Annotated in this window: 20 protein-coding genes; 7 read left to right on the forward strand and 13 right to left on the reverse strand. The window is 59.2% G+C overall.

Going from position 1 to position 24069, the window contains the following annotated elements; translation table 11 throughout:
* Nucleotides 1–5: 5 nt before the first annotated feature.
* The 6 genes from bglX to NGM29_RS10540 all read right to left on the reverse strand — a co-directional run bounded on the left by bglX (nt 6) and on the right by NGM29_RS10540 (nt 8422).
* Nucleotides 6–2183, reverse strand: coding sequence for a beta-glucosidase BglX (bglX, locus tag NGM29_RS10520; protein ID WP_254156069.1), 2178 nt, complete (start codon nt 2181–2183; stop codon nt 6–8).
* Between the two features lie 177 nt (nt 2184–2360).
* On the reverse strand, nt 2361–3449 hold the full coding sequence (locus NGM29_RS21310) for an ABC transporter ATP-binding protein (RefSeq protein ID WP_311136823.1): 1089 nt from the start codon (nt 3447–3449) through the stop codon (nt 2361–2363).
* Nucleotides 3446–4495, reverse strand: a complete 1050-nt coding sequence (locus NGM29_RS21315) for an ABC transporter ATP-binding protein (RefSeq protein WP_311136824.1) — start codon at nt 4493–4495, stop codon at nt 3446–3448. The genes NGM29_RS21310 and NGM29_RS21315 overlap by 4 nt, the downstream gene beginning before the upstream one ends.
* Nucleotides 4492–5541 (reverse strand): ABC transporter permease, encoded by a 1050-nt coding sequence (locus NGM29_RS10530; protein WP_254156070.1) that lies wholly within the window; start codon nt 5539–5541, stop codon nt 4492–4494. The genes NGM29_RS21315 and NGM29_RS10530 overlap by 4 nt, the downstream gene beginning before the upstream one ends.
* A complete protein-coding gene (locus tag NGM29_RS10535; protein WP_254156071.1) occupies nt 5541–6566 on the reverse strand; it encodes an ABC transporter permease in 1026 nt (341 codons plus the stop codon). Before NGM29_RS10535 ends, NGM29_RS10530 begins: the two co-directional genes overlap by 1 nt.
* Nucleotides 6567–6592: 26 nt before the next feature.
* Nucleotides 6593–8422 (reverse strand): ABC transporter substrate-binding protein, encoded by a 1830-nt coding sequence (locus tag NGM29_RS10540; RefSeq protein WP_254156073.1) that lies wholly within the window; start codon nt 8420–8422, stop codon nt 6593–6595.
* Nucleotides 8423–8584: 162 nt separating this feature from the next.
* On the opposite strand from NGM29_RS10540, the gene NGM29_RS10545 reads away from it, so the two are divergent.
* Nucleotides 8585–9334 (forward strand): sugar phosphate isomerase/epimerase family protein, encoded by a 750-nt coding sequence (locus NGM29_RS10545; protein WP_254156075.1) that lies wholly within the window; start codon nt 8585–8587, stop codon nt 9332–9334.
* 429 nt (nt 9335–9763) lie between these two features.
* Complete coding sequence (locus NGM29_RS10550) at nt 9764–10525, forward strand: IclR family transcriptional regulator (RefSeq protein WP_254156077.1); 762 nt, start codon at nt 9764–9766, stop codon at nt 10523–10525.
* Nucleotides 10526–11763: 1238 nt separating this feature from the next.
* Here NGM29_RS10550 and NGM29_RS10555 read toward each other — a convergent pair.
* A complete protein-coding gene (locus tag NGM29_RS10555) occupies nt 11764–12651 on the reverse strand; it encodes a GNAT family N-acetyltransferase (RefSeq protein WP_254156079.1) in 888 nt (295 codons plus the stop codon).
* A 336-nt stretch (nt 12652–12987) separates the two neighbouring features.
* Entirely contained in the window at nt 12988–13749 is a 762-nt protein-coding gene (locus NGM29_RS10560; protein ID WP_254156081.1) for an IclR family transcriptional regulator, read from the reverse strand.
* A 239-nt stretch (nt 13750–13988) separates the two neighbouring features.
* Between NGM29_RS10560 and NGM29_RS10565 the strand changes: the two genes are divergently transcribed.
* Nucleotides 13989–15437, forward strand: a complete 1449-nt coding sequence (locus tag NGM29_RS10565; protein ID WP_254156083.1) for an enolase-like domain-containing protein — start codon at nt 13989–13991, stop codon at nt 15435–15437.
* Nucleotides 15438–15725: 288 nt separating this feature from the next.
* On the opposite strand, the gene NGM29_RS21150 is transcribed toward NGM29_RS10565, so the two are convergent.
* Nucleotides 15726–15854 carry a hypothetical protein gene (locus NGM29_RS21150; protein WP_256548155.1) on the reverse strand — a complete coding sequence of 43 codons (129 nt, stop codon included), beginning with the start codon at nt 15852–15854 and terminating at the stop codon, nt 15726–15728.
* A gap of 541 nt (nt 15855–16395) precedes the next feature.
* On the opposite strand from NGM29_RS21150, the gene NGM29_RS10570 reads away from it, so the two are divergent.
* Nucleotides 16396–17358 (forward strand): Gfo/Idh/MocA family protein, encoded by a 963-nt coding sequence (locus NGM29_RS10570; protein ID WP_254156085.1) that lies wholly within the window; start codon nt 16396–16398, stop codon nt 17356–17358.
* A complete protein-coding gene (locus NGM29_RS10575) occupies nt 17355–18353 on the forward strand; it encodes a Gfo/Idh/MocA family protein (protein ID WP_254156087.1) in 999 nt (332 codons plus the stop codon). The genes NGM29_RS10570 and NGM29_RS10575 overlap by 4 nt, the downstream gene beginning before the upstream one ends.
* Before the next feature lie 427 nt (nt 18354–18780).
* Here the strand turns inward: NGM29_RS10575 and NGM29_RS10580 are convergent, their stop codons facing one another.
* Entirely contained in the window at nt 18781–19824 is a 1044-nt protein-coding gene (locus NGM29_RS10580) for a tyrosine-type recombinase/integrase (RefSeq protein WP_254156089.1), read from the reverse strand.
* A gap of 5 nt (nt 19825–19829) precedes the next feature.
* Entirely contained in the window at nt 19830–20195 is a 366-nt protein-coding gene (locus NGM29_RS10585) for a DUF5805 domain-containing protein (protein WP_254156090.1), read from the reverse strand.
* A gap of 596 nt (nt 20196–20791) precedes the next feature.
* Between NGM29_RS10585 and NGM29_RS10590 the strand changes: the two genes are divergently transcribed.
* Both NGM29_RS10590 and NGM29_RS21155 read left to right on the forward strand, forming a co-directional pair.
* Nucleotides 20792–21226 (forward strand): ester cyclase, encoded by a 435-nt coding sequence (locus NGM29_RS10590; protein WP_254156091.1) that lies wholly within the window; start codon nt 20792–20794, stop codon nt 21224–21226.
* A gap of 303 nt (nt 21227–21529) precedes the next feature.
* Nucleotides 21530–21652, forward strand: coding sequence for a hypothetical protein (locus NGM29_RS21155; RefSeq protein WP_256548156.1), 123 nt, complete (start codon nt 21530–21532; stop codon nt 21650–21652).
* A gap of 432 nt (nt 21653–22084) precedes the next feature.
* Here NGM29_RS21155 and NGM29_RS10595 read toward each other — a convergent pair whose 3' ends face one another.
* Complete coding sequence (locus NGM29_RS10595; protein ID WP_254156092.1) at nt 22085–22255, reverse strand: hypothetical protein; 171 nt, start codon at nt 22253–22255, stop codon at nt 22085–22087.
* 236 nt (nt 22256–22491) lie between these two features.
* The gene (locus tag NGM29_RS10600) at nt 22492–24012 is read right to left on the reverse strand and encodes a SagB/ThcOx family dehydrogenase (RefSeq protein WP_254156093.1); all 1521 of its coding nucleotides are present in this window, start codon (nt 24010–24012) and stop codon (nt 22492–22494) included.
* Between the last annotated feature and the right edge of the window lie 57 nt (nt 24013–24069).

Genomic DNA, 24069 nt, shown 5'->3' on the forward strand with positions numbered 1-24069 from the left:
ATATTCTAGGTTTCTCGAAGCTCGAACGAATCTGCCAGGCGAACGTCGTCGGCCGATCGGCCGATCATCACGTCGAACGTACCCGGTTCCGCAGCCATCTCCTCGTCGAGCGTCCAGAACGCAAGGTCGTCCTGATCGAGCGTAAACTGAACGGGGCGAGTTTCTCCCGGCGCTAGCTCGACCCTGTGAAAGCCCTTTAACTCCTTCACTGGCCGGGTTCGGCTTCCGACCTCGTCGTGGACGTACAGTTGGACGATCTCTTCCCCGGCCACGTCACCGGTATTCTTGATTGTCGCGGTCACCGTCAACCGTTCATCCATTCCGATCGCAGAATCGCTCAACTCCAGGTCCGAATATTCGAACGTCGTGTAACTGAGGCCGTGGCCGAACGAGTACAACGGTTCGTTCTGTTCGTCGATATACGACGACGACCAGCCCGGTTCGGCGTGTTCCTTTGGACGGCCAGTCGGGAAATGGTCGTAGTGGATAGGGACCTGGCCGACGTGACGGGGGAAGCTGATCGGCAACTTTCCAGATGGGGTGTATGCTCCGAAGAGGACGTCCGCAACCGCGTTTCCAGCCTGGGTTCCGAGGAACCACGTCTCGAGGATCGCCGGAACGTTTTCGGCGACCCACGGGATCGCGAGCGGCCGTCCGTTCATCAATACCGCGACGACCGGGGTCCCGGTATCGAGTACGGCTTCGAGCAACTCCTGCTGTTGGCCCGGTAAGTCGATTCGCGTCCGACTCGAGCACTCGCCGGACTGCTGCCACTGTTCGCCGACCACGACGATCGAAGCGTCGGCTCGTGCAGCGGTGTCGACGGCCTCACGTCGGAGGTCAGGGCTCGTTTCGCCCGATCGGTCACAGCCCCGCGCATAGGTGACCGTCGTCGACGAATCAGCGGCCGAACGAACGCCGTCGAGAACGGACACTGCGTGCTCGGGTTCACCTCGGGAGCGCCAGTTGCCGAGCACGTCGTCGTGACTATCGGCGAGTCCGCCGATTACCGCCAGTTCCTCGATATCCTCGAACGGCAAGACGTCGCCGTCATTTTTCAACAGGACGATCGATTCTCGTGCCACGTCCCGGGCGGTCTCCTGGTGTTCGTCAGCGAGGACCGTGGTGTTTCGCCGGTCCCGATCGATGTACCGGTACGGATCTTCGAAGAGTCCGAGTTCGAACTTCGCTCGGAGGACGCGTCGGACTGCGTCGTCGAGGCGAGTCTCCGACACTCGGCCTTCGTTGACGAGATCGGCGAGTGCTGCGGTATACACGTGTCCAACCATGTCCACGTCGGACCCAGCAGTGAACGCGAGTTCGGCAGCCTCGCGTTCGTCAGCCGCGACGCCGTGGTAGATGAGTTCGCGAAACGAGTTCCAGTCAGAAACCATGAACCCGCCGAAGCCCAGTTCACCTTTGAGAATCTCGGAGATGATCCGCTCGTTTCCAGTAGCGGGCACTCCATTTACGTCGGTAAATGCGTTCATCACTGTCCTGACGCCGGCGTCAACGGCCGCCTGAAATGGCGGCAAGTGGACCTCGCGGAGCGTTGATCCGGATATATCGACAGTATTGTACTCCCGTCCAGCCTCTACTTCACCGTACGCCAGGTAGTGCTTTGCGCAGGCGAGGACGGTATCCGGGCGGCTCAGGTCTTCACCCTGGAAGCCGCGGACCTTCTCGGCTCCCAACTCGCTCGCCAGGTACGGATCCTCGCCGCTCGTCTCCATGACGCGGCCCCAACGGGCGTCTCTCGTCACGTCGACGGGGGGCGCGAACGTCCAGTGGATACCGTCGGCCGCCGCTTCGGCAGCGGCGACAGCGCCGGATTCGCGGACCGCTTCCCGATTCCACGAGGCTGCTTCCGCCAGCGGAATCGGGAAGATCGTCTTGTGACCGTGAACGACGTCGAAGCCGAACAACAGTGGGATACCCAGACGCGATTCCTCGACGGCGAGGCGCTGGTACCGTCGCTTCGTTTCGAGGCCGGTCACGTTGAGCAACGACCCGGCGTTTCCGTTTCGAATCTCGGCCTCGAGATCAACGTCGTCGACTGCTGGCCCCGTCTGTTCCGAACCGCAGAGTTGATTTAACTGACCGACTTTTTCGGTGACGGTCATCTGTTCGATAAGCGACTCGATCTCGTCTTCGTAGGGAGTCTCCAGCGTGTTCGTTTCCATGTATAGCGCGATTTGTAGAGTGGTGTGTCTGGTAGATCGATTACTGACTATTTCCTTCGTCTCGTGGCACGGTACCCGACTCAGTCAAGAAAGGGGTAATATTGATTCGAGAGTGCCGTGGGAGGCTCTCGATGATCGTTCGAGCAGCGTGAGCACGGTAGCGAGGTCGGCGGTCCATTAGATGTTCCCCTGATCGAATGTCGCGTCTTCGAGCGGGGTGCTTTCCCAGTAGTCGCTCTTGTCGTCGACTCTATAGCACGAGACGCGATGGTCGCTGGTATCGTTATCGACCGTCAGCGGTGAAGGCCGCTTTCGCTTGCAGAATTCCGTCGCGTTCGGACACCGCGTGTGGAATCGGCATCCAGATGGCGGATTCACCGGGTCCGGGATGTCGACTTCTCGAATCGGTGGTTCAGACGCCCCACCGATTCCAAGCGACGGTGTTGCCCACTTCAGAACCTTCGTATACGGGTGCTGAGGGTTTTGTAAGACTTCCTCTGCGGGCCCGAGCTCGACGAGTTCGCCGAGATACATCACACCGATGCGACCGTCGCCGTGTTCTGCGAGGTAGCGAGCGTTCGAGAGGTCGTGACTGATGAACAGAAACGACGTGTCGAACGCGTCCTGCAGTGCGAGCATGAGGTCCATCATCTCGACGCGCAGCGAGACGTCAAGCGCGCTCACCGCTTCGTCAGCGAGAATGATGTCCGGGTTCATCAACAGCGCCCGTACGAGCGCAACGCGCTGTTTTTCTCCGCCGCTGAGCTGGTGGGGATAGCGGTGGGCGTAATCGTTCGGCGGTGACATTCCAACCCGCTCGAGCATCGCGAGGACGCGCGCTTCACGGTCTTCGGGGCCGAGATCATCGTACCATCGCTTCAGCGGTTGCTCGAGCGATGAGAGGACCGTCTTGTGTGGGTTTAACGACGACCCTGGATCCTGATGGATGATTTGCATCGATCGTCGAATCTCAGCGTACGGAATCGATGGATTCGAGAACCGGCGTTTTGCTTCCCAGATGTCCTGCCCGCGGTAACTGACGCTACCGGACGTCGGCTTTTGGAGTCCGACGGCGGTTTTGCCGAGGGTCGTCTTCCCGCTACCCGACTCGCCGACGATAGCCACGATGTCGTTTTCGCCGATGTCGAGGTCGATGTCGTCGACGGCACGCACCGTCTGCGATTTCGCGAACGGATTCACGCCGTCCGTGCTCTCGAAATGAACGTCGACGTCCGAGAGCGACACGACGGGGGAGTCGTGGCTCATTGCTCGACCTCCGTGGTCAATGGCACGGCTTCATCGACGTCGGTCCAGTGGTGGCAGGCGACTTCGTGGTCCTCCGATACATGTTCCATGAGTGGTTTGTCGTATTCACATTCTGCCGTTGCCATCGGACAACGCTCGTGATAGGGACATCCCGATGGAACGTTGACTGGATCCGGCGCCGACCCTGGTATCGGCCGCATCTCTTCGAGCGGCGCATCGAGATTTGGCGTCGCGTTCAACAGCGCCCGTGTGTAAGGGTGTCGGGGATTCTTCAGGATCTCCTCGGTTCCAGCTAGTTCCGCCAACTCGAACGCGTACAGAACGCCGATTCGGTCGGCGAGTTTCGTCACGAGGGGGAGATCGTGGGTAATGAATATCATCGTCAGGTCGTACTTCTCGCGAATCTCCGCGAGCAGGCTGATGATCGACCGCTGCATGAGCAAATCGAGCGCTGCAGTCGGTTCGTCCATCACCAGCACCTCCGGTTCGAGAACGAGCGACAACCCGATGAGTGCTCGCTGTTTCATCCCGCCGGAGAGTTCGTTCGGATAACTGTTGAAGACCCGGTCAGGATCGAGATAGAGGTCCTCGAGGAGTTCGGCCGCGCGTTCCATTCCCGGTTCGAGGGGGTAGTCGTGTGCCTCGAGGGTTTCCTCAAAGTGTTCGCCGATATCCTGCGTCGGATTGAACGACGACAACGCTCCCTGGAATACCATCGAAATTTCTTCCCATCGGAACTCCCGGAGTTCGTCGTCGGACATGTCGAGGATATCGATTTCTCTATCCCCCGTTGGATTGTACGTAATGGTTCCGTCCGTGATCCCCGGTTCCACGACTGCGTCGAGTAGCGCCGACGCCAGCATGGATTTCCCAGAGCCGGACTCGCCAACGACTCCGAGGATCTCGCCTCGTCGAACGTTGAGGTCGACATCGTTGAGGACCCTCGAAGTCCCGCGGTCCATTTCGAAAGACACGGACAGATCGCGTATCTTCAGAATCGTATCCTCGTCGGGGTCGGAACGCAGTGTCGTCCGTTCGTAGCTCATTTGAGGGCACCTCCTGTAGCGGGCGTCGAATTCGTTTCTTCATCGGGTTCCTCAGCAGTACCCGATGAAGAATGTCGGGCTCGGACTCGTGGATTGAACATTCGGTCGGTCCCTTGCGCGAACATGATCAGGCCGAACGAGAGCAACATGACCGTGATCAAGGGGGCCAGAAGCCAGTGAGCGGCGGCGGTGGTCTGTAGCGCACCACCCTGGTAGGCGAGGTCGATCATGACGCCCCAGTTGACGATCGTGTCGTATGGGAGAACGCCGATGAAGTACAACCCGACCGAGGCGAAGATGACGTTCCGAGATGCGTTGACGAAGTTGACCAACACGTACGGCATAATGTTCGGCAAGATCTCTCGGCGGATGACAGTCCGGGTCGGCATGCCCATCGCCTTCGCCGCTTCGACGTAGGAGTTCTCACGAACGGCCAGAACCTGCGATCGAATCGAACGGGCCAACCCGGCCCACGCGTTGATCGTCAGAATGACCCCAATAACGATCGGGTTTTCCGGGGAGAGGGCTGCTGCGAGGATCACCACGAGCGGAAGGCCGGGGATGGTCATCACGACGTCCGTAACCATCATGATGAACTGGTCTACGCGCCCTCTGAGATACCCGGAGGTCGTTCCAACGACCGTGGCCATCACCGTTGTGAAGATCCCGCCTGCGAGGATCATTAACAGCATATTCGGCGTCGCGTGGACGATCGACGCGAGGATATCCCGACCGAGGCTGTCCGTTCCCAGCGGGTGAGCCCACGTTTCGAACGCGCCTTCGAGCCGGGGACCGTCGCCAGTTCGCGGCGGATCAATGAGCTTCGGTCCGACGGTGCCCATGAACAGGTAGATTCCGATGATCGCCAGCCCGACACGGGCACGCAGGTCGTCCCAAACGATCCGTGCCGGCGCGACGATGTTTCTGTCGAGCGCCCGCACGTAGCGTTCGCGCTTCGAGAGAGTGTCGTCCGCGACCGCTCCGAACGCTGAGTCCTCGTCGTCGAGTGCATCAACTATCTCGTCGTGATTCGTTTTTTGACTCATCAATCACTCCCTCCATCAGCACTGGCACGGGGATCGATCCACCCGTAGGTAAGGTCAGCGATGTAGACGCCAATCGCGACGGTGATGGTAATGACGATGAACACACCCATCATCAGGGGATAGTCACGTCTGTGTAGTCCTTCGATCATGTAATAACCGACACCCGGATAGCTGAAAATCTGCTCGAGGATAACCGACCCGCCGAACAGGAATCCGACCGTAATGAGCATCGCCGTATACATCGGTAGAACTGCGTTTCGTCCGACGTAACGGAGTGCGATTCGACGCTCGGATAGTCCACGGAGGCGGGCGACACGGAGGTAGTCCTCACCGAGGATCTGGATGCTGTTCCCGCGCATTCCCAGCGCCCAACCACCCCACACGAATATCACGACGGAAGTGATCAATAGTGCTGCATGCCTCAGTGCATCGCCAAGGAATCCCACCGTTTGCATCGGCGTCAGCAGATTGATGGTTGGCTCGACCGCGCCAGAATACCGTCCGCCGAGCGGGAAGAGCCCGAGCTGGAATCCCAGGATCCAGAGGAGGAGGATCCCGTAAATATAGTCGGGTACCGAGTTCGTAACGATCGCGGCTACCGTCGCAGTGCTGTCGAAGCGACTCCCTTCTTTATAGGCCATCAATGCACCCGCCGAGATACCGATCACGAATGCCACGCCCACGGCCGTTGCCATGACGAAAATCGTCCATGGGATAGCCGACGCGAGGATCTCGGTGACTGGTGCGCCCTGTGTCGTCGACGTGCCCATATCTCCCTGTGAAAGGTTAATAAGATAATCGGTATACTGGACGAGTAATGGATCATCCGGTGCAATATTGAGACGAGCCTCGACGCGGCGATTGATCTGTGCCTGGCTCATCCCCGGGTTGTTCTGCAGGAGTTCTGCCCGTAACGCGTCCGCTGGGCCCCCGGGCAGAAACCGGATGAGGAAGAAGGACAGACTCACTACTGTGACTATTGTCACGAGTAGTTGAACCGTTCGTTTGATGTAGTATCGTACCATAATCTCCTGAAATTGATCGAGGGTAACTACTCGGATTTCGCCGTGAGCTTCCCGACGCGCGGGAGGTACGTCATCGGCCAATCAACTTGTGCGTCCGAATCGTCCGGGCCGACGACGTCCCAGTTGTCGGTCCTCACGAACGATTGGTCGACCGTCTCCTGAATCGGCAGTACGGGAAGATCGTAGTTGACGGCCCAGGCGAGTCGCTGAACGAGTTCTGCTTCCTCGTCGCTTCCAGTCTCGACAGTCAAGAGGTCCTCCAGTTCGTCCGCCGAGACGAACGGTTCCTCTGCCCCATCTGGTTCGCCGACTGGCGGCAATTCAATCTCGTCGGGGTATTTGAACACGTCGGTCTGGTCGGGGCTGTCGAGCATGAACTCGAAATTGAAGTACGGGTACGCCTGCGCGGTCGTCCACTGGAACATGGCGACGTCGAACCCGTCACCGTAGACGTCTTCCCCGAAGAACGCTGCCTCGTCTCGAGCAACGAACTCGGCTTCGATGCCGAAGTCGCTAAGGTGCTGGACCATCACTTGACACGCGTCGACGTAGTCAGTCCAGCCGCCGGGTGCCTTGATGGGAAACTGCAGCGGATTTCCGTCGGAGTCGTGCCAGGTACCTCCGTCTTTCTGGAATCCGGCGCTCTCGAGAAGGTCGGCCGCTCGGTCCGTATTCTGTCCTTCGTAGGTCTCGTATTCGTCAACCCGATCGCCAAGCCAATCGTTTGCTGGTATCTCGTCGTCGACTTCGAAGTTCCCCGGGATTCCAGTGGGGATGTCGACCGGTGCTTTGGTTCGCGGACCGGAGGACGTTGCGACATCTTCGCGATCGATCACGTGGGCGATCGCCTGACGGACCTCGCGCTGGCCGAAGTGTTTGTGCTCGTGATCGAAAATTACGCCAGCCCCCCAGTTGGGCGTGATCTGATACTCTTTGACTTCGTCCGGGAACCCGTCGTGAATTTCCGGCGGTACGTGCAGAATGGCAACCCCATCTACTTCGCCGGTCTGGAGCGCCTGCCACTGCGCCTGATTGTTCTCGAAGTACCGGAAACGGTACTCCGGGAAGTTGATGTTTTCAGCGTCCGGGTGCTCCTCCGTGCGTTCCAGAACTAACTCCTGTTCGTTGCGGTCGGCGTATTTGAACGGTCCGGTTCCATTAGGTTCGTCGATCGTCAGGTCTGCAAGCCCCTCACCGTTACTGGTCACACCGTCACCACCGTCCTCGAAGTCCTCGAGGATTTCCTGGTAGGGGTCCTCGGGAACGTCCATTGAGTCACCCTTCAAGCTACTGAGAAAAATTTCCTCCGAAACCGGGACCTCCAGACCGACTTCGACCGTGTACTCGTCGGTTGCCTCGATGGATTCCGCCGATGTGAATCGACCCATCGTCCCGCCGTCGTAAACGCCGAGCTTCAACTTTCGAGCCACGTCCTCTGCGGTCACTTCTTCTCCGCCGTGCCACGGAACCCCCTCTCTAACGGTGAGGGTGACGAGGTCATCAGTAATCTCCCAGTCGGTGACAATACCCGGCTGGTATTCGCTCACGTCGGCCTGATAGTAGATCAGCTCGTCGAAGACGAGATACCCAGGTGAATACGCAAAGTTATCTTGGTTGTAGCTGTTGAAGTGCATCTGATCGATGGCGAGCGTCTCAACGCTGACGAACGGTTGATCGACGAAGTCAGCGTCGTCCGACGGTGTGGAGTCCGAGCTCGAATTGCCATTACCGGAGTCCTGGTCGCCGCCGATACAACCAGCGATCGATCCTACTCCAGCTGCCCCCGCTGCCTGGAGTAGTCGCCGCCGATTGAGACGTACCGGTTCCTTGCCAGTAGGTAGACTGCTGTCTCCCATTCCGGTATGACAACTATAGCCATGGCATATGAACTTTACTGATTAATCTCGATTCTGAGATGAATTGACACTACTGCCTTCGCGCGTGGTTAGTACCACGAGTTACAGAACAGCCTTCGCTTAACCAAAACCTCTATGAAAGAAGGATCCATTACACAATTCATGGTCAAGACGGCGATTCAATTGTATACCCTCTCTGATTTCGATGTCTCCGAACCAACGAAGGTTCAGATTGCGGCCGAGACAGACGTCGATGGCGTCGAAATCGTCTATAGTGGGCTCCCCTCCAACGCGACCTTACAGGCGCTCAGCGAAACTGGCCTCGAAGTCGCTGCGCTCACGATTGGGATCGAGGATCTTGGAGAAACCGTCGACGAGCTCGTGACGACGTGCGATCTGCTCGACACCGAAACCGTCATCCTGGGCCACCTCGACGAATCGCACTTCGAATCAGTCCACACGACGCGTGAAACAGCGAAACTGCTCAACTCGTACGGAAGTCGCTTTCGAGATCACGGGCTTCGATTTCTGTACCACACCCATCGACACGAATTCGCCAGTATCGGGGATCGGACACACTTCGACATCCTCGTCGAGGAAACGAACTCGACGGTCGAGTTCGAACTCGACCTCGGATGGATCGGGATAGCCGATGTCGACCCGTGTTCGGTAATCCGCGACGTCGGGCATCGAACCGCGTCGGTTCACCTGAAAGATATGGACTTCGAGATGGAACAGTTTGTCAACCTTGGCGAGGGAGATCTTGACGTGAAACGCACTGCACGAACGGCGATAGACGAAGGCATCGAGTGGCTAGTTTACGAGCACGAAGATCCTCGAGATCCGGTCGAATCAGTTGTCACCGGAGCATCGAAGCTCAAGAAATTCAAGCAAATTCCGCCATCTCGATGAGCACGCCTCGTCGATAAACTCCGTTCGGGGCGGCCAAATACCTCATATTGTTGATCAGGTCATCACGCTCGTTCACTATTGATAGAAATCTTCACCGTTTGCTATTCCCTATCGTCGGATGACCAAGGCACCGAATCCACTATTGTCGGAAGCCGATACATCGGTATATGAACAAACGGCTCGATCGTGAATCTCCATTCACTCTGGTCGAAGGCGGTCTCGTGATGGACACTGGACTAACCAGTTTCTACGGCCGATTATACGACGTCGGGCGATTACAGTGATAGCCACCACCTCACTCGGAATTTCTGGTGGGCATTATCATGCCTATATTCCGAAGAAATTCTGATCACGAGTGATTGATGGTTCCATTGCCATCTTTCCGGCCATAGTGAAAGACCTATGCTCCTTCGGTATGTTACTCGAGATATGGCTGACAAGGGCGGTATCAACGCGGTTCGGACGTCATTTCAAATCGTGCATGCACTCCGCGAAGCCGACGAAGGCATGGGCGTCTCGGAACTCGCACGGGAGTTGAATCTACCCGTCAGCACCGTCCATAGCCACCTTTCTACCCTTCACGATTGCGAATACGTTACGAAGCGCGGGTCAAAATACAGTATCGGATATCGGTTTCTGGAAGTGGGCGGATCCGTTCGGAATCATTCCCGACTTTTTGAGTACGCACGGCCGAAAGTCGACCAATTAGCCGATGAATTTGGTGATAAAGTGAGTCTTTGCGTTTTGGACCACGGCCTCGTCGCCTATACGTACATAGCGAAAGGCGAAGAAGCCATCGAGACCGATACTTTCACCGGGATTCGGCTCCTCCCGCATTCCTGTGCTTCCGGGAAGGCGATCCTCGCCCATCTCCCAGATAAACACCGTACCGACGTACTCAAACGCCGAGGACTCTCGCAGGTCGGGCCGAACACTATTACGGATCGAGACGAATTACTCACGGAACTCGAGACGATCCAGAGCGAAGGCGTGGCATTTGACCGTCAAGAGCGACTTGAAGGGATCAGAAGCGTCGCCGCACCGATTCCGCGCGAGGGGAATCAGCCAAACGCAGCCATAAGTATTTCCGCTCCGATTAGCCGAATGTCGGACGAACGATTCGAGCGAGAGATCCCCGAACGCGTACAAAATATCGCCGAAACGATCCGTATTAAGTTGCGATACGCGTAGTGAGGTACAAATCACTCTAAATATATCCGAGGCGTTGTTCCACCATGGTGTTACGCTACTATGTGTGTAATAGTAAACGACTCTGTCGAATCGAGCTGTCAGGCGAACTCATCGCGCGACGGGTGGTTACGAATGTGATAGCCAACGACAGCCTGTATCGACGTTTCTTAATTATTAAATCAATATAACTAATAAATCAGTAATATTACTAACACGGTGAAGCATCATTTATTACTCATACTATTCACTGGTCCGATTTTTGGAACGTACGCTCTGGACCTGAAGGCTTTCGTTGGAGGATTGCCGCAAAGTGGGGTGTGGATTCGGCGAAACCGCGACATCGCCGACGGATCTGTCACTAGTCTCTGAAGCCACTATCGAATGAACCCCCGCCGTCTTTTGCTGCCTGAAAACACGCGACGTACCCGCTCTCAATTGGACACAGCATACAGCAAACGCTGTTGACCCCTCGTGTGAGTCACACGGTTCGTTTGATTCCCGCGTCGTCTGGATTCGGTTCGCTGGGTAGTTCTTGCTCTGTACGAAGTTGCGGTAAGGTTTTCGACCTGTTCGAGACAAAATCCCAGCTTGAGGATGTGAATTTATATCTGATATGATTCCAATCACATACATACAAATCCCGAACTCCTTTAGCATGGATGGTTTTCTGTTCGCTCGCAATTTTGCTTTTCACTCCTGTGAAGTCGCACCTACACATCGTCGGCAGCAATCGTGTTCAATGGGGCCCTCACTCGGTAGCGTTGCTGATACTCCCTGCGACGACGCTCGAACACATATCGCGGCCCGCTATTCGAGATGTTGTCCGATGACCCGGATCTCGTCGCGGTTTCTGGGCCTCATATTGCGAACGCGTACGCGTCCGTTCGCGAAACCGTACCCGGGTTCCCGATTCTCCATGCACAACTCGGCCACGACGGTGACTCCATCCATTACTACCAATACACTACAGAGAAAGGCGTTTACGACGCCCCCAGAACCATTCAACAATCTGAGACGATAAGCCTCATCGTTGATCAGTAGCTCAAATGCAGTTCCAATCGTCTCCTACGAGTGAATGGTGGACGAACGCGTACAGACCGTGCGGATTGCGTGGGGCCAGCGTTTTTTCGCCGCGTGGTCAGATACCGGGGCCCGCGTGAGTGTCGAGACAGGAGCGAACATCGCGACCCTCGGCCCAATCGGCGAACCGTATCCTCGTGAGACGAAGCGGGACCGAATCAGCCGAACGCGAAATCGAGAAACACATGAACAGATTCGGAGACCAGTGCCGGCTCGCGATCCGGGTACGTCATCCGCACGAGCTCTCGCTCGCGAGAGAGCCCGAACGTCTCGAGGGAGGTCGTGGTCGCATCCCGTTCCGGTGAATCGACGATCACCGTCTCGCCAGGGAAGTCGGCCGAGACGGCCCGAAGCAACGGATCGATTACGGATGGTTCGGCCGCCACGAGCGGCCCAATCTGCCAGTGGGTTCTCCCCGGTCGAACGATTACGTAGCCCTTGATCCCGGTCGAGGTTCGCGAGTAGAACCCGCGAACCTCGGACTCAGCGCACAATTTCTCGAGTAGCGTGCTCCGGTCGACGCCGACGTGACGGCGATCGAACTCGAGGATGGCGTCGACGTTTGGAGGGGTGAGGCGTTCGATGGTCTCCTTATCGTGTCTCGGTTCCTGTTCGTCCGCGAGGTCTTCGGGACGGGGAAGCGTCCCCTGCCAGCGGAACACGGGTTCGACGCGCTCGAACCCATAGTTTCGGTAGATCGGTTCTCCGAGATGTGTCGCGTCAAGGCCGACGAGGCCGCCTCCGTTCTCGCGTGCGTACTCGAGTCCGTGTTCGAATATTCGACTCCCGAACCCCTGGCCCCTGTGGGCTTCGTCGACGAGCACCATCCCGATCCAGCTGACGTCGGCTCCGTTGCCGTCAACACCGTAGGTAATTACGGTAGTCGTCGCGACGAGTTCGTCGTCGACGGTGCCGGCGAAACAGCCCGCTGGACAGCACGTGAGCAGCCGCTCCCAGTCGGCGGGTAGCTGGTTCCAGCCGGCTTGCGTCGAGAGGGCCAGTGCGTCGTCGAGGTCGTTGGCCGTGAGTGGTCGTATCTCGAGCATTCGATGGGAATGGATGTTCCAGAACGAACATAGCTCTGGCGGTCGGCGGAGAGCCTATGCTCTGCCAAGGTGGGGAGACTGTACTCTTGCGGCCGGAGTGGGATGCTATGCCGCCCGGTTCCACACTCTCGATAGTACTATCCAGACGATAACGGGTACGCTCCTGTTGCGCCCTCGATCACCTGCCGAACGACGTCTCGTCTGTTTCGACCTGGTACGGTCCCGTTTCGACGAATCAGTACGAGACCCCGTCCGAGACGCACGGAGTTTCGTTTTGAGTGACCTTGATGCCGGCGTGTTCCTTCGCCGACGGCGTTCACGGAGACGAAAACGCGTTCACAGCGAGGTAATGTTGATCTCGATGATATTGACTGCCTGGCGGATCATCTCCGGTATTTCCGTTTCGAGGCGTTCCCCATCCATCCGGCGCTCCGGACCGATGATGCTGATCGCGCCGTAGATCGTCCCGTCCTGATCGCGGATCGGCGCACCGACGCCGACGAGTCCCTGGATCGTCTCGCCATGGTTGTACGCGATTCCACGTTCACGAATCGTCTCGAGTTCCGTGCGCAGCGCCTCCTCGTCGGTGATCGTGTTCGGGGTGAAGGCTTCGAACTCCATGTCCTGGATGAGTTGGTCACGCTCTTTCGCCGGCATGAACGCGAGCATCGCTTTCCCGACAGCGGTGTGGTAGAGGGCGTTTCGATAGCCGACGTAGATCTCGGTCTGGACGGCCTCCTCGCCCTGGGCCGTGTGCAGACAGATTCCTTCGCCGTCTTCTTCGACGGTGAATAGCGCCATCTCTCCGGACTCTTCGGCGAGCGCGTCGACCTCCGTCGTCGCGATATCGTAGATGTCGATGCGGTTCTTGGCGTGGTGTGCGAGGTCGATGAACCGCAATCCCAGTTTGTACTCGCCGCTCTCGTTGACGACGTACCCGCGTTCTTCGAGGGTCGCCAGGTGGCAGTGAGCGGTCCCCTTCGAGACGCCGATCTCCCGGGCGACCTCTGTGACGCGAGCCCCACCAGTGTCCCGGAGAACGTCGACGATCTCGAGGGAACGCTGGACCGCCTGAACCGGATTCTTTGCTTCGGGCATACCTGGGTTATGGGTGTATGGGGAAAATAAATGTTTGGCTCTGTCAAACACACTCGGCCGACCTCTACCGGAGCGCGACCGCTGTCGATAGGCACGTTCCGGACGTAACAGCTGAGAGCATGGCGTCCCGCATCGAGAGTACCGAACCACACGCCCCGGCCTCGAGCGCACCGCCCGGCCATCTCGTCGCCCCTCCCCCAATCACGCATACTTATGTCACTCCTGGCACTGCCCCCGGTATGGAAATCGAAGTCGTCCGTGCTGACCAGTACGTACGCAACAACGACACCCGAATGCCGTTTCACTTCGGCAACGTCGTCGCGACCGAGGGAGCCCACCACTTTCTCGACCTCGAGATCGCGGTCGACGGTGAACGGGCGACGGGCGGCTCGATGGTCGGAATCGCCCCGATGTGGTTTCTCAAGGACCCCGACCTTTCGCTGGTCGAACAGAACGAGCACCTGCTCGAGGTTTTCACCGCTGCCTGCGACCACGCCCGGGACCTCGAGCCTGCGCCGACCGTCTTCGACCTCTGGTACGACCTCTACGAGCGCCAGCGTCGATGGGCTGCCGACACCGAGCACCCGCCACTGCTCTGGGGCTACGGCGTGAGCATGGTCGAACAGGCGTTCGTCGACGCCTTCTGTCGTCACCGACAGCTCACCTTCGCGGACGGCATTCGCAGCGGTGCCTTCGGGGTCGACCCCGGGCGAATCTACCCCGAACTCGAGGGCGAATCGCTCTCGGCGTACCTGCCCGAGAACCCGACTCGAGAAGCGGCCGTTCGCCACACGGTCGGACTGGCAGATCCGCTTCGGCGGGACGATATCGACGCGACGAACAGGCTCGAGGATGGACTCCCGCAGGCGCTCGAGGAGTACGTCGAGCGCGACGGAATCACCCACTTCAAGATCAAGCTCTCGGCGGACGAAGAACGCGACGCAGACCGACTCGCTCGCATCGGTGCAGTTCTCGAGGAGGGGGCACACGACACGTATCTCTGCACGCTCGACGCGAACGAGCAGTACGAGAGTGTCCGCGTCTTCAAAGAGCAGTGGGAACGCCACGCCGACGATCCGGCCCTCGCCGCCGTCGTCGATCACGTCGCGTACGTCGAACAGCCGCTCCCTCGTGAGCAGGCGCTCACTGACGAGACGCGCGTGGTCCTCTCCGGGTGGAGTGACAGCCCGCCGATCATCATCGACGAGTCCGACGACCGGTTGGACAGCGCCGGCCGCGCCCTCGAGTGCGGGTACGCCGGGACGAGCCACAAGAACTGCAAGGGCATCTTCAAGGGCGTCGTCAACGCCTGTCTCATCGAGAAACGCCGCCGCGAGACGGACGGCGACTACGTCATGAGCGGCGAGGACCTCACCACGATCGGCCCGGTCGAATTACTCCACGACCTGGCGGTGATGGGGACGCTCGGACTGGACCACATCGAACGCAACGGCCACCACTACTATCGCGGCCTGAGCTTCCTCCCCGAGGACCTCCAGGAGACGCTCCTCGAGGCCCACAGCGACCTCTACGAGCGACACGAGGACGGATTCGCCGCGCTCGACGTCACGGACGGCCGCATGCAGTTCGACAGCGTGATCGACGCGCCGTTCGGTCGGCGCTTCGAACTCGATCCGACGCGATTCACGCCGCTCGAGGCATGGGAGGTCGAGTCGATGTACGAGTAGGTACGGGCTCTCGAGTCGGATCGAGCCGGGATTGGACCCGTCCGTTCGAACAGACCGTGACGGCGAACGAGTCGAATAGACCGCTACGTTCGCCGAACCGTCCTCGAACTCGACGCGGAAACCACGACGTCTCCCTCGAGTTGTCCCCGAATTCGACGTCTTCGGGGCAGGGCCCGGAGAGGGGCGTTTCTGACTGTGCTTCGCATTTCGACAGCGGTCGTCACTACTCGATCGGCAGTTTATGGTTCAGGAACCGGTTCGAACGGCCCTTGAGCAAACGGGCGACTCTCAAATACCGGCGTATTCGCGCTCGACGCACTCGGGCGTCTCCGCGACCTCGTAAGCGGCGGTTCGGGCTGTCAGCTTTTCCGTGCAGAAGCCAAGGTCGAACTCGAGGAGATTGGGACGCTGAAACACTGCCTTCGAATCCACCGCGAGTGAGTCGAAACACGGAGCCAGAGGCGAATTTCGTATGACAAAATACACTGCTTGCTATCGTAGCTCTCGATTTCGATCAAGCACTCGGCCATCGGCCACCGATACGCGTATACGTTGGATACGGGCGCCTGGGAACGTCAGATTCCTGCGAGTCGATGGCAGGGTACGTTCACGTTCTACCGCTCGTGCGTTTGGTCCCACCACCCATATATTACAGACCTAGACGTGTAATTTTCGAGGGGTAGTCTCGAGCCATCTGGCCCCACTTGGACCGGACGGCTGGGCATGTGTCCGCGGCGATGAGCGGTTAACGTGCGTGTACAACGCGCCCTCGAGCTGTCGACTGACCATGTTTCGAACAGCAAAACGAACTCGATCCGCCCCCTCAGTGGCCATCGACCGTTCACAACAGAAATGCCCGGGCCCTGAGACAGGGTCTGCCCATCGGTCCCTCTGTCCGCCCGTGCTTCGACCAGTCCCACGAAACGTTTATTATTGCTCTGGCGTGTCAATGCTCAGTATGCGAGTCTGTATTGCGGGAGCAGGTTTCATGGCCCGAACCCACGCGGCGGAGTACTCCCAGATGGACCTCGAGGTCGTCGGCGTCGCCTCGCCAAGCGGTCCCGACGAGTTCGTCGCGGAGTTCGGCTTCGAGGCCGAGACCTACACGGACGTCGCGACGATGCTCGAGGAGACGGATCCCGATTACGTCGACATCTGTACCCCGACACACACGCACGTCGAACTGGTGCGGACGGCCGCCGCCGCCGGCGTCGACGTCTTCCTCGAGAAACCGATCGCCAGCTCGCTCTCGGAGGCGCACGAGATCGACGAGATCGTCGCCGACGCCGGGCTGACGTTCATGGTCGGTCACGTCGCCCGCTTCTTCCCGAACTACCGAAACGCTCGCGACCTCGAGATCGGGAACGAGGGCGTCGCTCGCGCACGGCGACTCTCGCCGTTTCCGGACTGGGGCTCTGATAACTGGTTCGCCGACCGCGACAAGAGCGGCGGCATCTTCGTCGACCTGGCGATTCACGATCTCGACTATCTCCGGTGGTGCTGGGGCGACATCGAGCGAGTGTTCGCCCGCCGCCACCGCGACGACGAGTCCGAACACGGGTTCGTCACCCTTCGCTTCGAGAGCGGCGCCGTCGGCTACGTCGAGTCCTCCTGGGCACAGCCCGACTCGAGGCCGTTTACCGTCGAACTCGAATTCGCCGGCGACGACGGCCTGGTCGAGTTCTCGAGTGCCGAGGAGTCGGCCTACGCCGAGTGGACCGACGGCGACGCGACTGTCGAGAGCCCGCTCGCGAAGAACGGCTATCGGCGGGAACTCGAGCACTTCGTCTCCTGTCTTGACGACGGTTCGGAACCCGAAGTCGGCGCTTCGGAGGGGATCGAAGCGCTTCGCCTCGCGCTCGCCGCCGAGCGCTCGGCCGACCGCGGTGTCCCCGTCGCACCCGAGGAGGTGGCGAAATGAGCGACCCCATCGCGATGGGAATCCTGTCGACCGCCCACGTCCACACGGACGCCTACGCCAGTGAACTCGCCGCCCGCGAGGACGTCGACTTCGTCGGCGTCACGGACAGGGATTCCGACCGCGGTCAGGAGACTGCCGACAGCCACGGTACCGAGTACGTCGCCGACGCCGACGCGCTCCTCGAGCGAATCGACGCCGCGGTGATCTGTGCGCCCAACGCCGACCACCGCGAGTGGTTCAAACGGGCGGCCGCCGCCGGCGTCCACGTCCTCTGTGAGAAGCCGCTCGCGCCGACTCTCGAGGACGCACGGGCGATCGTCGACGTCTGGCAAGAGTCGGGAATCCGCGCCGGCATCACCATGCCGCTTCGCTTTTGCGGCCCGGCCCAGCGGGCCAGGGAGGCCCTCGACGCTGGCGAGGTCGGCGACCTCCTCGCGATCTCCGGAACGAACCGCGGACAGATGCCCGGGGGCTGGTTCGTCGATCCCGAGGCCGCTGGCGGCGGTGCCGTGATGGACCACTCGGTTCACATCGTCGACCTCGTCTATCACCTTACGGGCCAGGCGGTCGCGGAGGTGTACGCCGAGGTCGACACGCGGTTTCACGACATCGCGGTCGACGACGTCAACGTCCTCTCGATGGAACTGGCGGACGGAACGCCGTTCTTCCTCGACGGGTCGTGGAGCAAGCCGGACGCCTGGCACACGTGGGGCGACGCGACCCTCGAACTGACCGGCACCGACGCCACGGTCGGCATCGACTACACGGATCAGTCGCTCGTCCACACCGTCGAGTCCGGTTCGAACGCGGGGGTTCACACGGCGTTCTACGGCACGAACGCGAACGCGTGCCTCATCGAGGACTTCGTGAGCAGCGTTCGGGCGGATCGAGAGCCGGAGATCACCCCGGACGACGGCCTGCTGGCCGTCGCCGTCGTCGAAGCAGCTTACGAGTCAGCCGAGACGGGCGAGCCGGTCGAAGTCACGTTCGACTGACCCTCGAGCCCGCCGCGGGATTCAACGTCACGGTCAGGCAGCTGTTCCGGGGGTGACGTTCGTCACGACGTAATCTCCGGTCTCGAGTCTGTGATTCTGACTCACCCCAGGTCACGCGCTCGGCAGCCCGTCCCCTCCTCGTTGTCTCGAGGTGCGTCGTCGACGAATCCGGATGCGTAGACGGCCACGTGAACGCCGGCGTCGATGCCGTCGAACGGTGGTCGAACTCTTCGTAGTCGGCGACGTCCGAAACTGCGGCCGACAATGGAACAGTTGGATCGGCGAGGAGCGATCTGTTCCACTCGACGGCAACCTCCTGAGCAACGATGGTACAATGATCGTAGCTGCCCAACTCGAGACAGTCCCCTGTCGACAACGGCGACACGAACTTTGTATAGCGACATGTGATTTATCTGGCCCAGAACGGTCATTCATGTAAACGAAAGATATTGTTTCGGTAGGGTGCCTCGACGAGTTCCTCCCAGTTGTGAGTGTACCTGTCCATCACATCGCCAACGTCGCCTCTGACGTACTTGACGACGTACGCATCTCCCAGTCGATTGCGCATTTCCGTGGTAAAGAAGTGACGGAAATAGTGTGGCGTGACGTTCTCCTCCGGCCCTGCACCTTCAGCGTACCAGCCCCACTCTTCGGCCACCGAGCGGACGTGAGAGCGCACGGCGTCGCTCGTCAACCGTTCGCCGTAATCCCTCGAGAGGCTCACGAACAGCGGGTCAGCGTCCGAGATTGGGTCGGGCCGGACGGCCAGCCACCGCACGAGTGCGTCCCGCAACTCCTCGTCGATTGGGATTCGGGTGTCTCGGTGGCGTTTGTTCCCGTCGACGCGCTTCTCGTCGTTCACGACGTTTCCAACGCCGATGGTGCTGCTCACGAATAGCGTATCCGGGTGGTCGCGGATCGCCGCTCGCACCGGCTTCGAACGATGGTCTCGAACGGCGGCGTGGTCGAGGTGGACGTCACGCAGGTCGAGATTGCACGCTTCGCCGGCCCGCATTCCGGTCTTCACCAGCAACGTCACGAGCGCTCGTCTGAGAGGATGTTCGATGTCATCGACGAACTCGCCCATCTGTTGGACGGTTACGTGGCGGCGCGTCGGCGAGGAGTCGCCTTTCTCGCTCATCTCTTCCATGACGACCACCATCGGATTGGCGTCGAACGTGCCCACCTGGGCCATGTATCCGTAGAACCGGTTGAGGTGGACGGCTTTCGTCCGGATCGAACCAGGGGCGTAGCCGTCGTCGCGCAATCCCTGGATCCATCGCAAGCAGTCGAGGCGGTCAGCGCTGTCAAGCGTTTCTTGTCCGAGGTGGTCGTCGAACTGCCGAAGCGTCGTCTCGTAATCGTTGACCGTCGTTTCCGACCGCCCGTACAGCTCCATCTCCTCGACGAACGTCGCGATCGGGTCCGTCGTAGCGTCGGTCGATGCTCGCGTGAGGTCTCTTCCTGCCATCTCGGTCACCGGCTAAGGACGAACCCGCCATCCTGGACGGAGTAATCGATGTCACCAGCGTCATTCAGTCGCTCGAGCGCGGCCGTCGTGGATTGCTTGACCTCGTCGGTCAGTCCATCGACGATTTCGTCGGTTGGGAGAGAACCAGTCTGGTCGAGGTGGGTGAGGATACGCTGTTCGATCAGATCGTCTAGAGTGGTGTCTTCGCCCCCTGCACCCTGGGGGTCGAGGCCGAAATCCCGCCGTCCAGCGTTGATCATCGCACGGATGAACGCCGCTCGAGAGCCGAACCCCATCCGTTCGGCCTCCTCGTCGTAGATCTCGAGTTGGTACTCGGGGACGTCGACGTTGAGGGATCGTTTGTTCTTCATCGTCTCACTTATCAGGACTCGTGATAGTCACTTAAACATAGTGGTTATGGGCGGCTTATGCGCCTAATCCGTCCAGAAACCCCCAATTTACCGGCAAAGTACGCACTGTTTGATCCCTAATGGACGGCTTACTGGAGTAAGATGGTTTTTCAGTGGGTGATTTCGGATCGTTCTGACGGTTCGTCCGGTTCAGGAGGTGGTACCTGAAATATAGTATCCATCACGATTATCGCTGATTTGTCGAGGAACGATTTCGCTTGGTTCTACTGACCTTTGATCTCTGGAGTGCATAGAAGAGGACCAGACGGCGTGCGATGGTACGCGCACTCTTTCACACTTCGTTCGATTCGCTCACTTCTCCTCTACAGCGGCGTGAAAGGTCCAGAATCGGTATCCAGTACGAAGCCACTTTAGAGCAGTGCTATCGGTCAACGGTTCGCATCGAGTCGGGTTTCGAGGGGATCTCCTCGGCCAGCGACCCCGAAAACATTGAAAAACTGTTAACGTGGTTCACGGCGTAACGTACACTTGCGTTAGATTCGGGCATCGAGTGGCGCGAGGGTCCGAGTCGAGCGTACAGACGTGCGAGGGAGAGTATGGCATCAGCATCGACAACCAGGGCAAACAAAGAACTCGTTCGTCGATTCGCGAACGAGTTCGTCAACGAGAGCAACTACGACACAGCCAGAGAGTTTCTGGACGTGGATATCATCGATTCCACTCCACTGGGCGAAACAACGGGCCGAGAGGCTGTCGTGGAAACCACAAAGGAACTACGCACGGCGTTTCCCGATTTCGTCGTCACTCCGGAAGAGACCGTCGCGGAAAAAGACACGGTCGTCGTCCGGATGACACAGCGGGGAACACACGAGGGAGTGTTCATGGGACACGAGGCGTCCGGGAACGCGTTCGAGATTGAGGCAATGGCGTTTCTGCGACTCGAGGACGGAAAGATAGCCGAGCGTCGAGTCAGGCCCGACGTACTCGGGATGCTCCGACAGTTGGGGATCACGACACTGCCAATCGCATAACCCGGGCTACTGTGACGCCCATCGTTTTTCGATTCACTTGATTGTTGAGCTGTGTGCCAGGGATACAGCAATCTCTAATCGATCCGACGGGGTCTCTTTATACCTCGAGTTCCGAACGAAATTGCGTTCAGCCCGGTACACAGTTTTTATCGACTGTATTCTGTACAGCTGGTTAGTAGATCGCCGCGACTGGCGACCAGTGATTCTCACCACCACGCCAGCACCCAACAATCACGAACATTAGTTTTTAATTCCTGTATTATATTTACGAATACATAAATACCTCTGGACCGTAACTGGTGTATGAACTCGGCCAAATTCAACGACCCGCTCGATCAGTCCGAACCCCCAGTATATCTACCCGGAACGCCGACCGTCTCGTTCATAGAGTACGTCGAGTTGTTCATCAAAACGCTGCGTCGGTGATTCGGTAGCATCGAACTGCGGGCACGCACACTCTTTCCGCCTGACCGTCATCAGGTGCTCACCTGACCGAGGTGTCCTCTTTCTGGACGCAAGTGTGCGCCCCCTACGGTCGTTGCTGACCGACCCAGGCGGTCGAATCTGGAGTTGCTCTGTACTGAGTTTACGTCCATCTCAGCAACACGACATACGTCGTCGATTAGCCGCTCCAGGTGAACGTCACTTGCTCGAGAGTCCCCTTTTCTGAAGTCTGATTTGAAAACTGTACGAACGAGTACCAAAGCCGACGAATTCCACGATCGGTATCGTTCCCGGCCTGAAGAAATGGTCGAGTCCGTTCTGTCCGTGTGTACCCATTGTCGAGGCCCCTTCGTACTCGTCGATGGCTCGAAGAATTCTCTATGCGAAATCCCAGCCCTGCGGTGTTTTTTGACGTCAATCCCGGTTACGTTTCTCGCTCGCCTCATCCAATGCTCGTTCAGCCTTGCAATCGGCTTCCTCAAATACGTCGTAGTCAGTAGCGACGAACCGTTCGTTGACGACAGCGGCGCATGAATAGTCGAGTTGAACTGATTCACCAGTATTTAGCTCTTTCAATCGCTTCATCTGTGTCATCGCTTCCGTCCATCGGGGCTATAATAGTTGACTGCACGAGAGTGTTCGCTCGTCCCGAATCATCGAGTAATACGGGTGCTCGCTGAAACCGGCCCATAAACCATTAAATGCTATACCAATATGGTCGGTGGTTGCGAGAGCAGGTCGGTGCAATCGACCCGCAAGTCGGCTCAGCGATGGATGCACATTCGATAGATGCGATCTAAGTAATCACACGGTTCACGTCTCTACTCCGGTTTGCCGAACGTGTAGAGGAACATAGGCGTCTGTCCGTCGGCACGCGGGGACAGAAACGACGTCACGCGGTCGTCGTAGAACGTGAGCCCGGTTCCGCCGAGATCGCGATATGCGTAGGTCGCCAGATAGCAACGCCCGGCGGTCACCGCCGCCTCGAGCTGTGCCAGTCGGTACCCCCGGTTCCCGAGTCGATCGACGACCGCCTCGAGGTCCGTCAGGAAGTACACGCAGGCCGCGGCTTCCCCACCGAGGCGCTGATCGAGCGCGAGGTGGGCTGCCTCCTCGCGACACTCGCCGTCGATCAGGCGCTCGAATTCGCCCGCCTCGGGGTGGTAGTGGTATGCGCCGGGCGGAACGTCGTCGACGCCGTTGACGAGTACATACGCGTCGACGAACTGGAGCGGCGAGGCGTCGGATTCGCGACCGTCGAACGGAACGCCTCGTGTAGCACGATCGAGCACTGTCGAAAATTTCCGAAAGCTCACCGGTTCGCGCTCGTAGGCGCGACAGGAGCCCCGGCGACGGATCGTCGCGTGTAGCGGCCGCTTCGACTCCGTCTCGTAATTGACCGGGTCGAGTTCGATCCGGTCTCCATCACCTCCCTTTCGTTGTCCGACCGATTGCGCTCGTGCAATAGAGCGCCACTCGCGGACGGCGTCTCCGCTCTCGAGCGTGCTCGCCCGCCAGGCTTCGTGGACGAGCGGGAACTCCTTCTCTTCAGGTGACAGCGCCGCAGTCGTCGGATCGATTGGTTCGAGGGTGGGTGCGTCGGGCGCACGATTGCCGGCGCCGACGGGGACGAGTTCGAGCGGCGCTTCCCGTCGTGGGTCGACACCCAGCAGTTCGACGACGGACTCGTCGGCAAACCCGAGGACGACCTCCGCGGGGAGAGAAAGCGAATCCGCGGTCGCTAGCAGGTTTGCGAGTACCGTCCCCGAATCCCAGAACGCGTGACGGTACGTCCGGTCGCGGTACTTCCAGGCGTTTCGCCACCAGGTCGACGTCGCGACGAACGTGACCGGTGCAGTCGCGACGCCGTCGTGATCGCTGGCGGCCGCGAGCACGCCCCGGTAGTCCCCCTCGCGAAGCACGTCGAGCGACAGCGATTGGGGCTCGACGTGGTAGACGCCGGCTTTCAGATCCGCGAGGTCGCCACAGACCGCGTACAGGTCGACGTGATACAGCGCCCCGGTGCAGGCCGCGGCGCGAAAGAGTAGCTCGCGACCCTGACGGGTGAGTTGCTTCGTGATTCCGGTCGAGAAGTACGACAGCGCTGTGAGCGCGTCCAGGTCGACGGCTCGCTCGTGCGAGAAATCGGCGTGGGTAGGTGTGATCGCCGACAGCGCAGGAATGCCGGTCACGCGAACACGCTCCGATAGCGCTCGTCGCGAGAGGTTCTCGTAGCGCTTGAAGGGGCGAGGCTTGTTATCGAAATCGAGACGGTGGCCGCTCTCCTGGACGCTTTTTGGCGAGTGTTTGGTGCGCTCGTGGTACTCGAGGGCGCTGACCATACGGGTGTCCTCTACGGCAGTCCCAATCAATTCGGGGTGTGGTTTTCCCGGTATTCC

Source organism: Natronosalvus rutilus, from assembly GCF_024204665.1.
Classification (GTDB): Archaea; Halobacteriota; Halobacteria; order Halobacteriales; family Natrialbaceae; genus Natronosalvus; species Natronosalvus rutilus.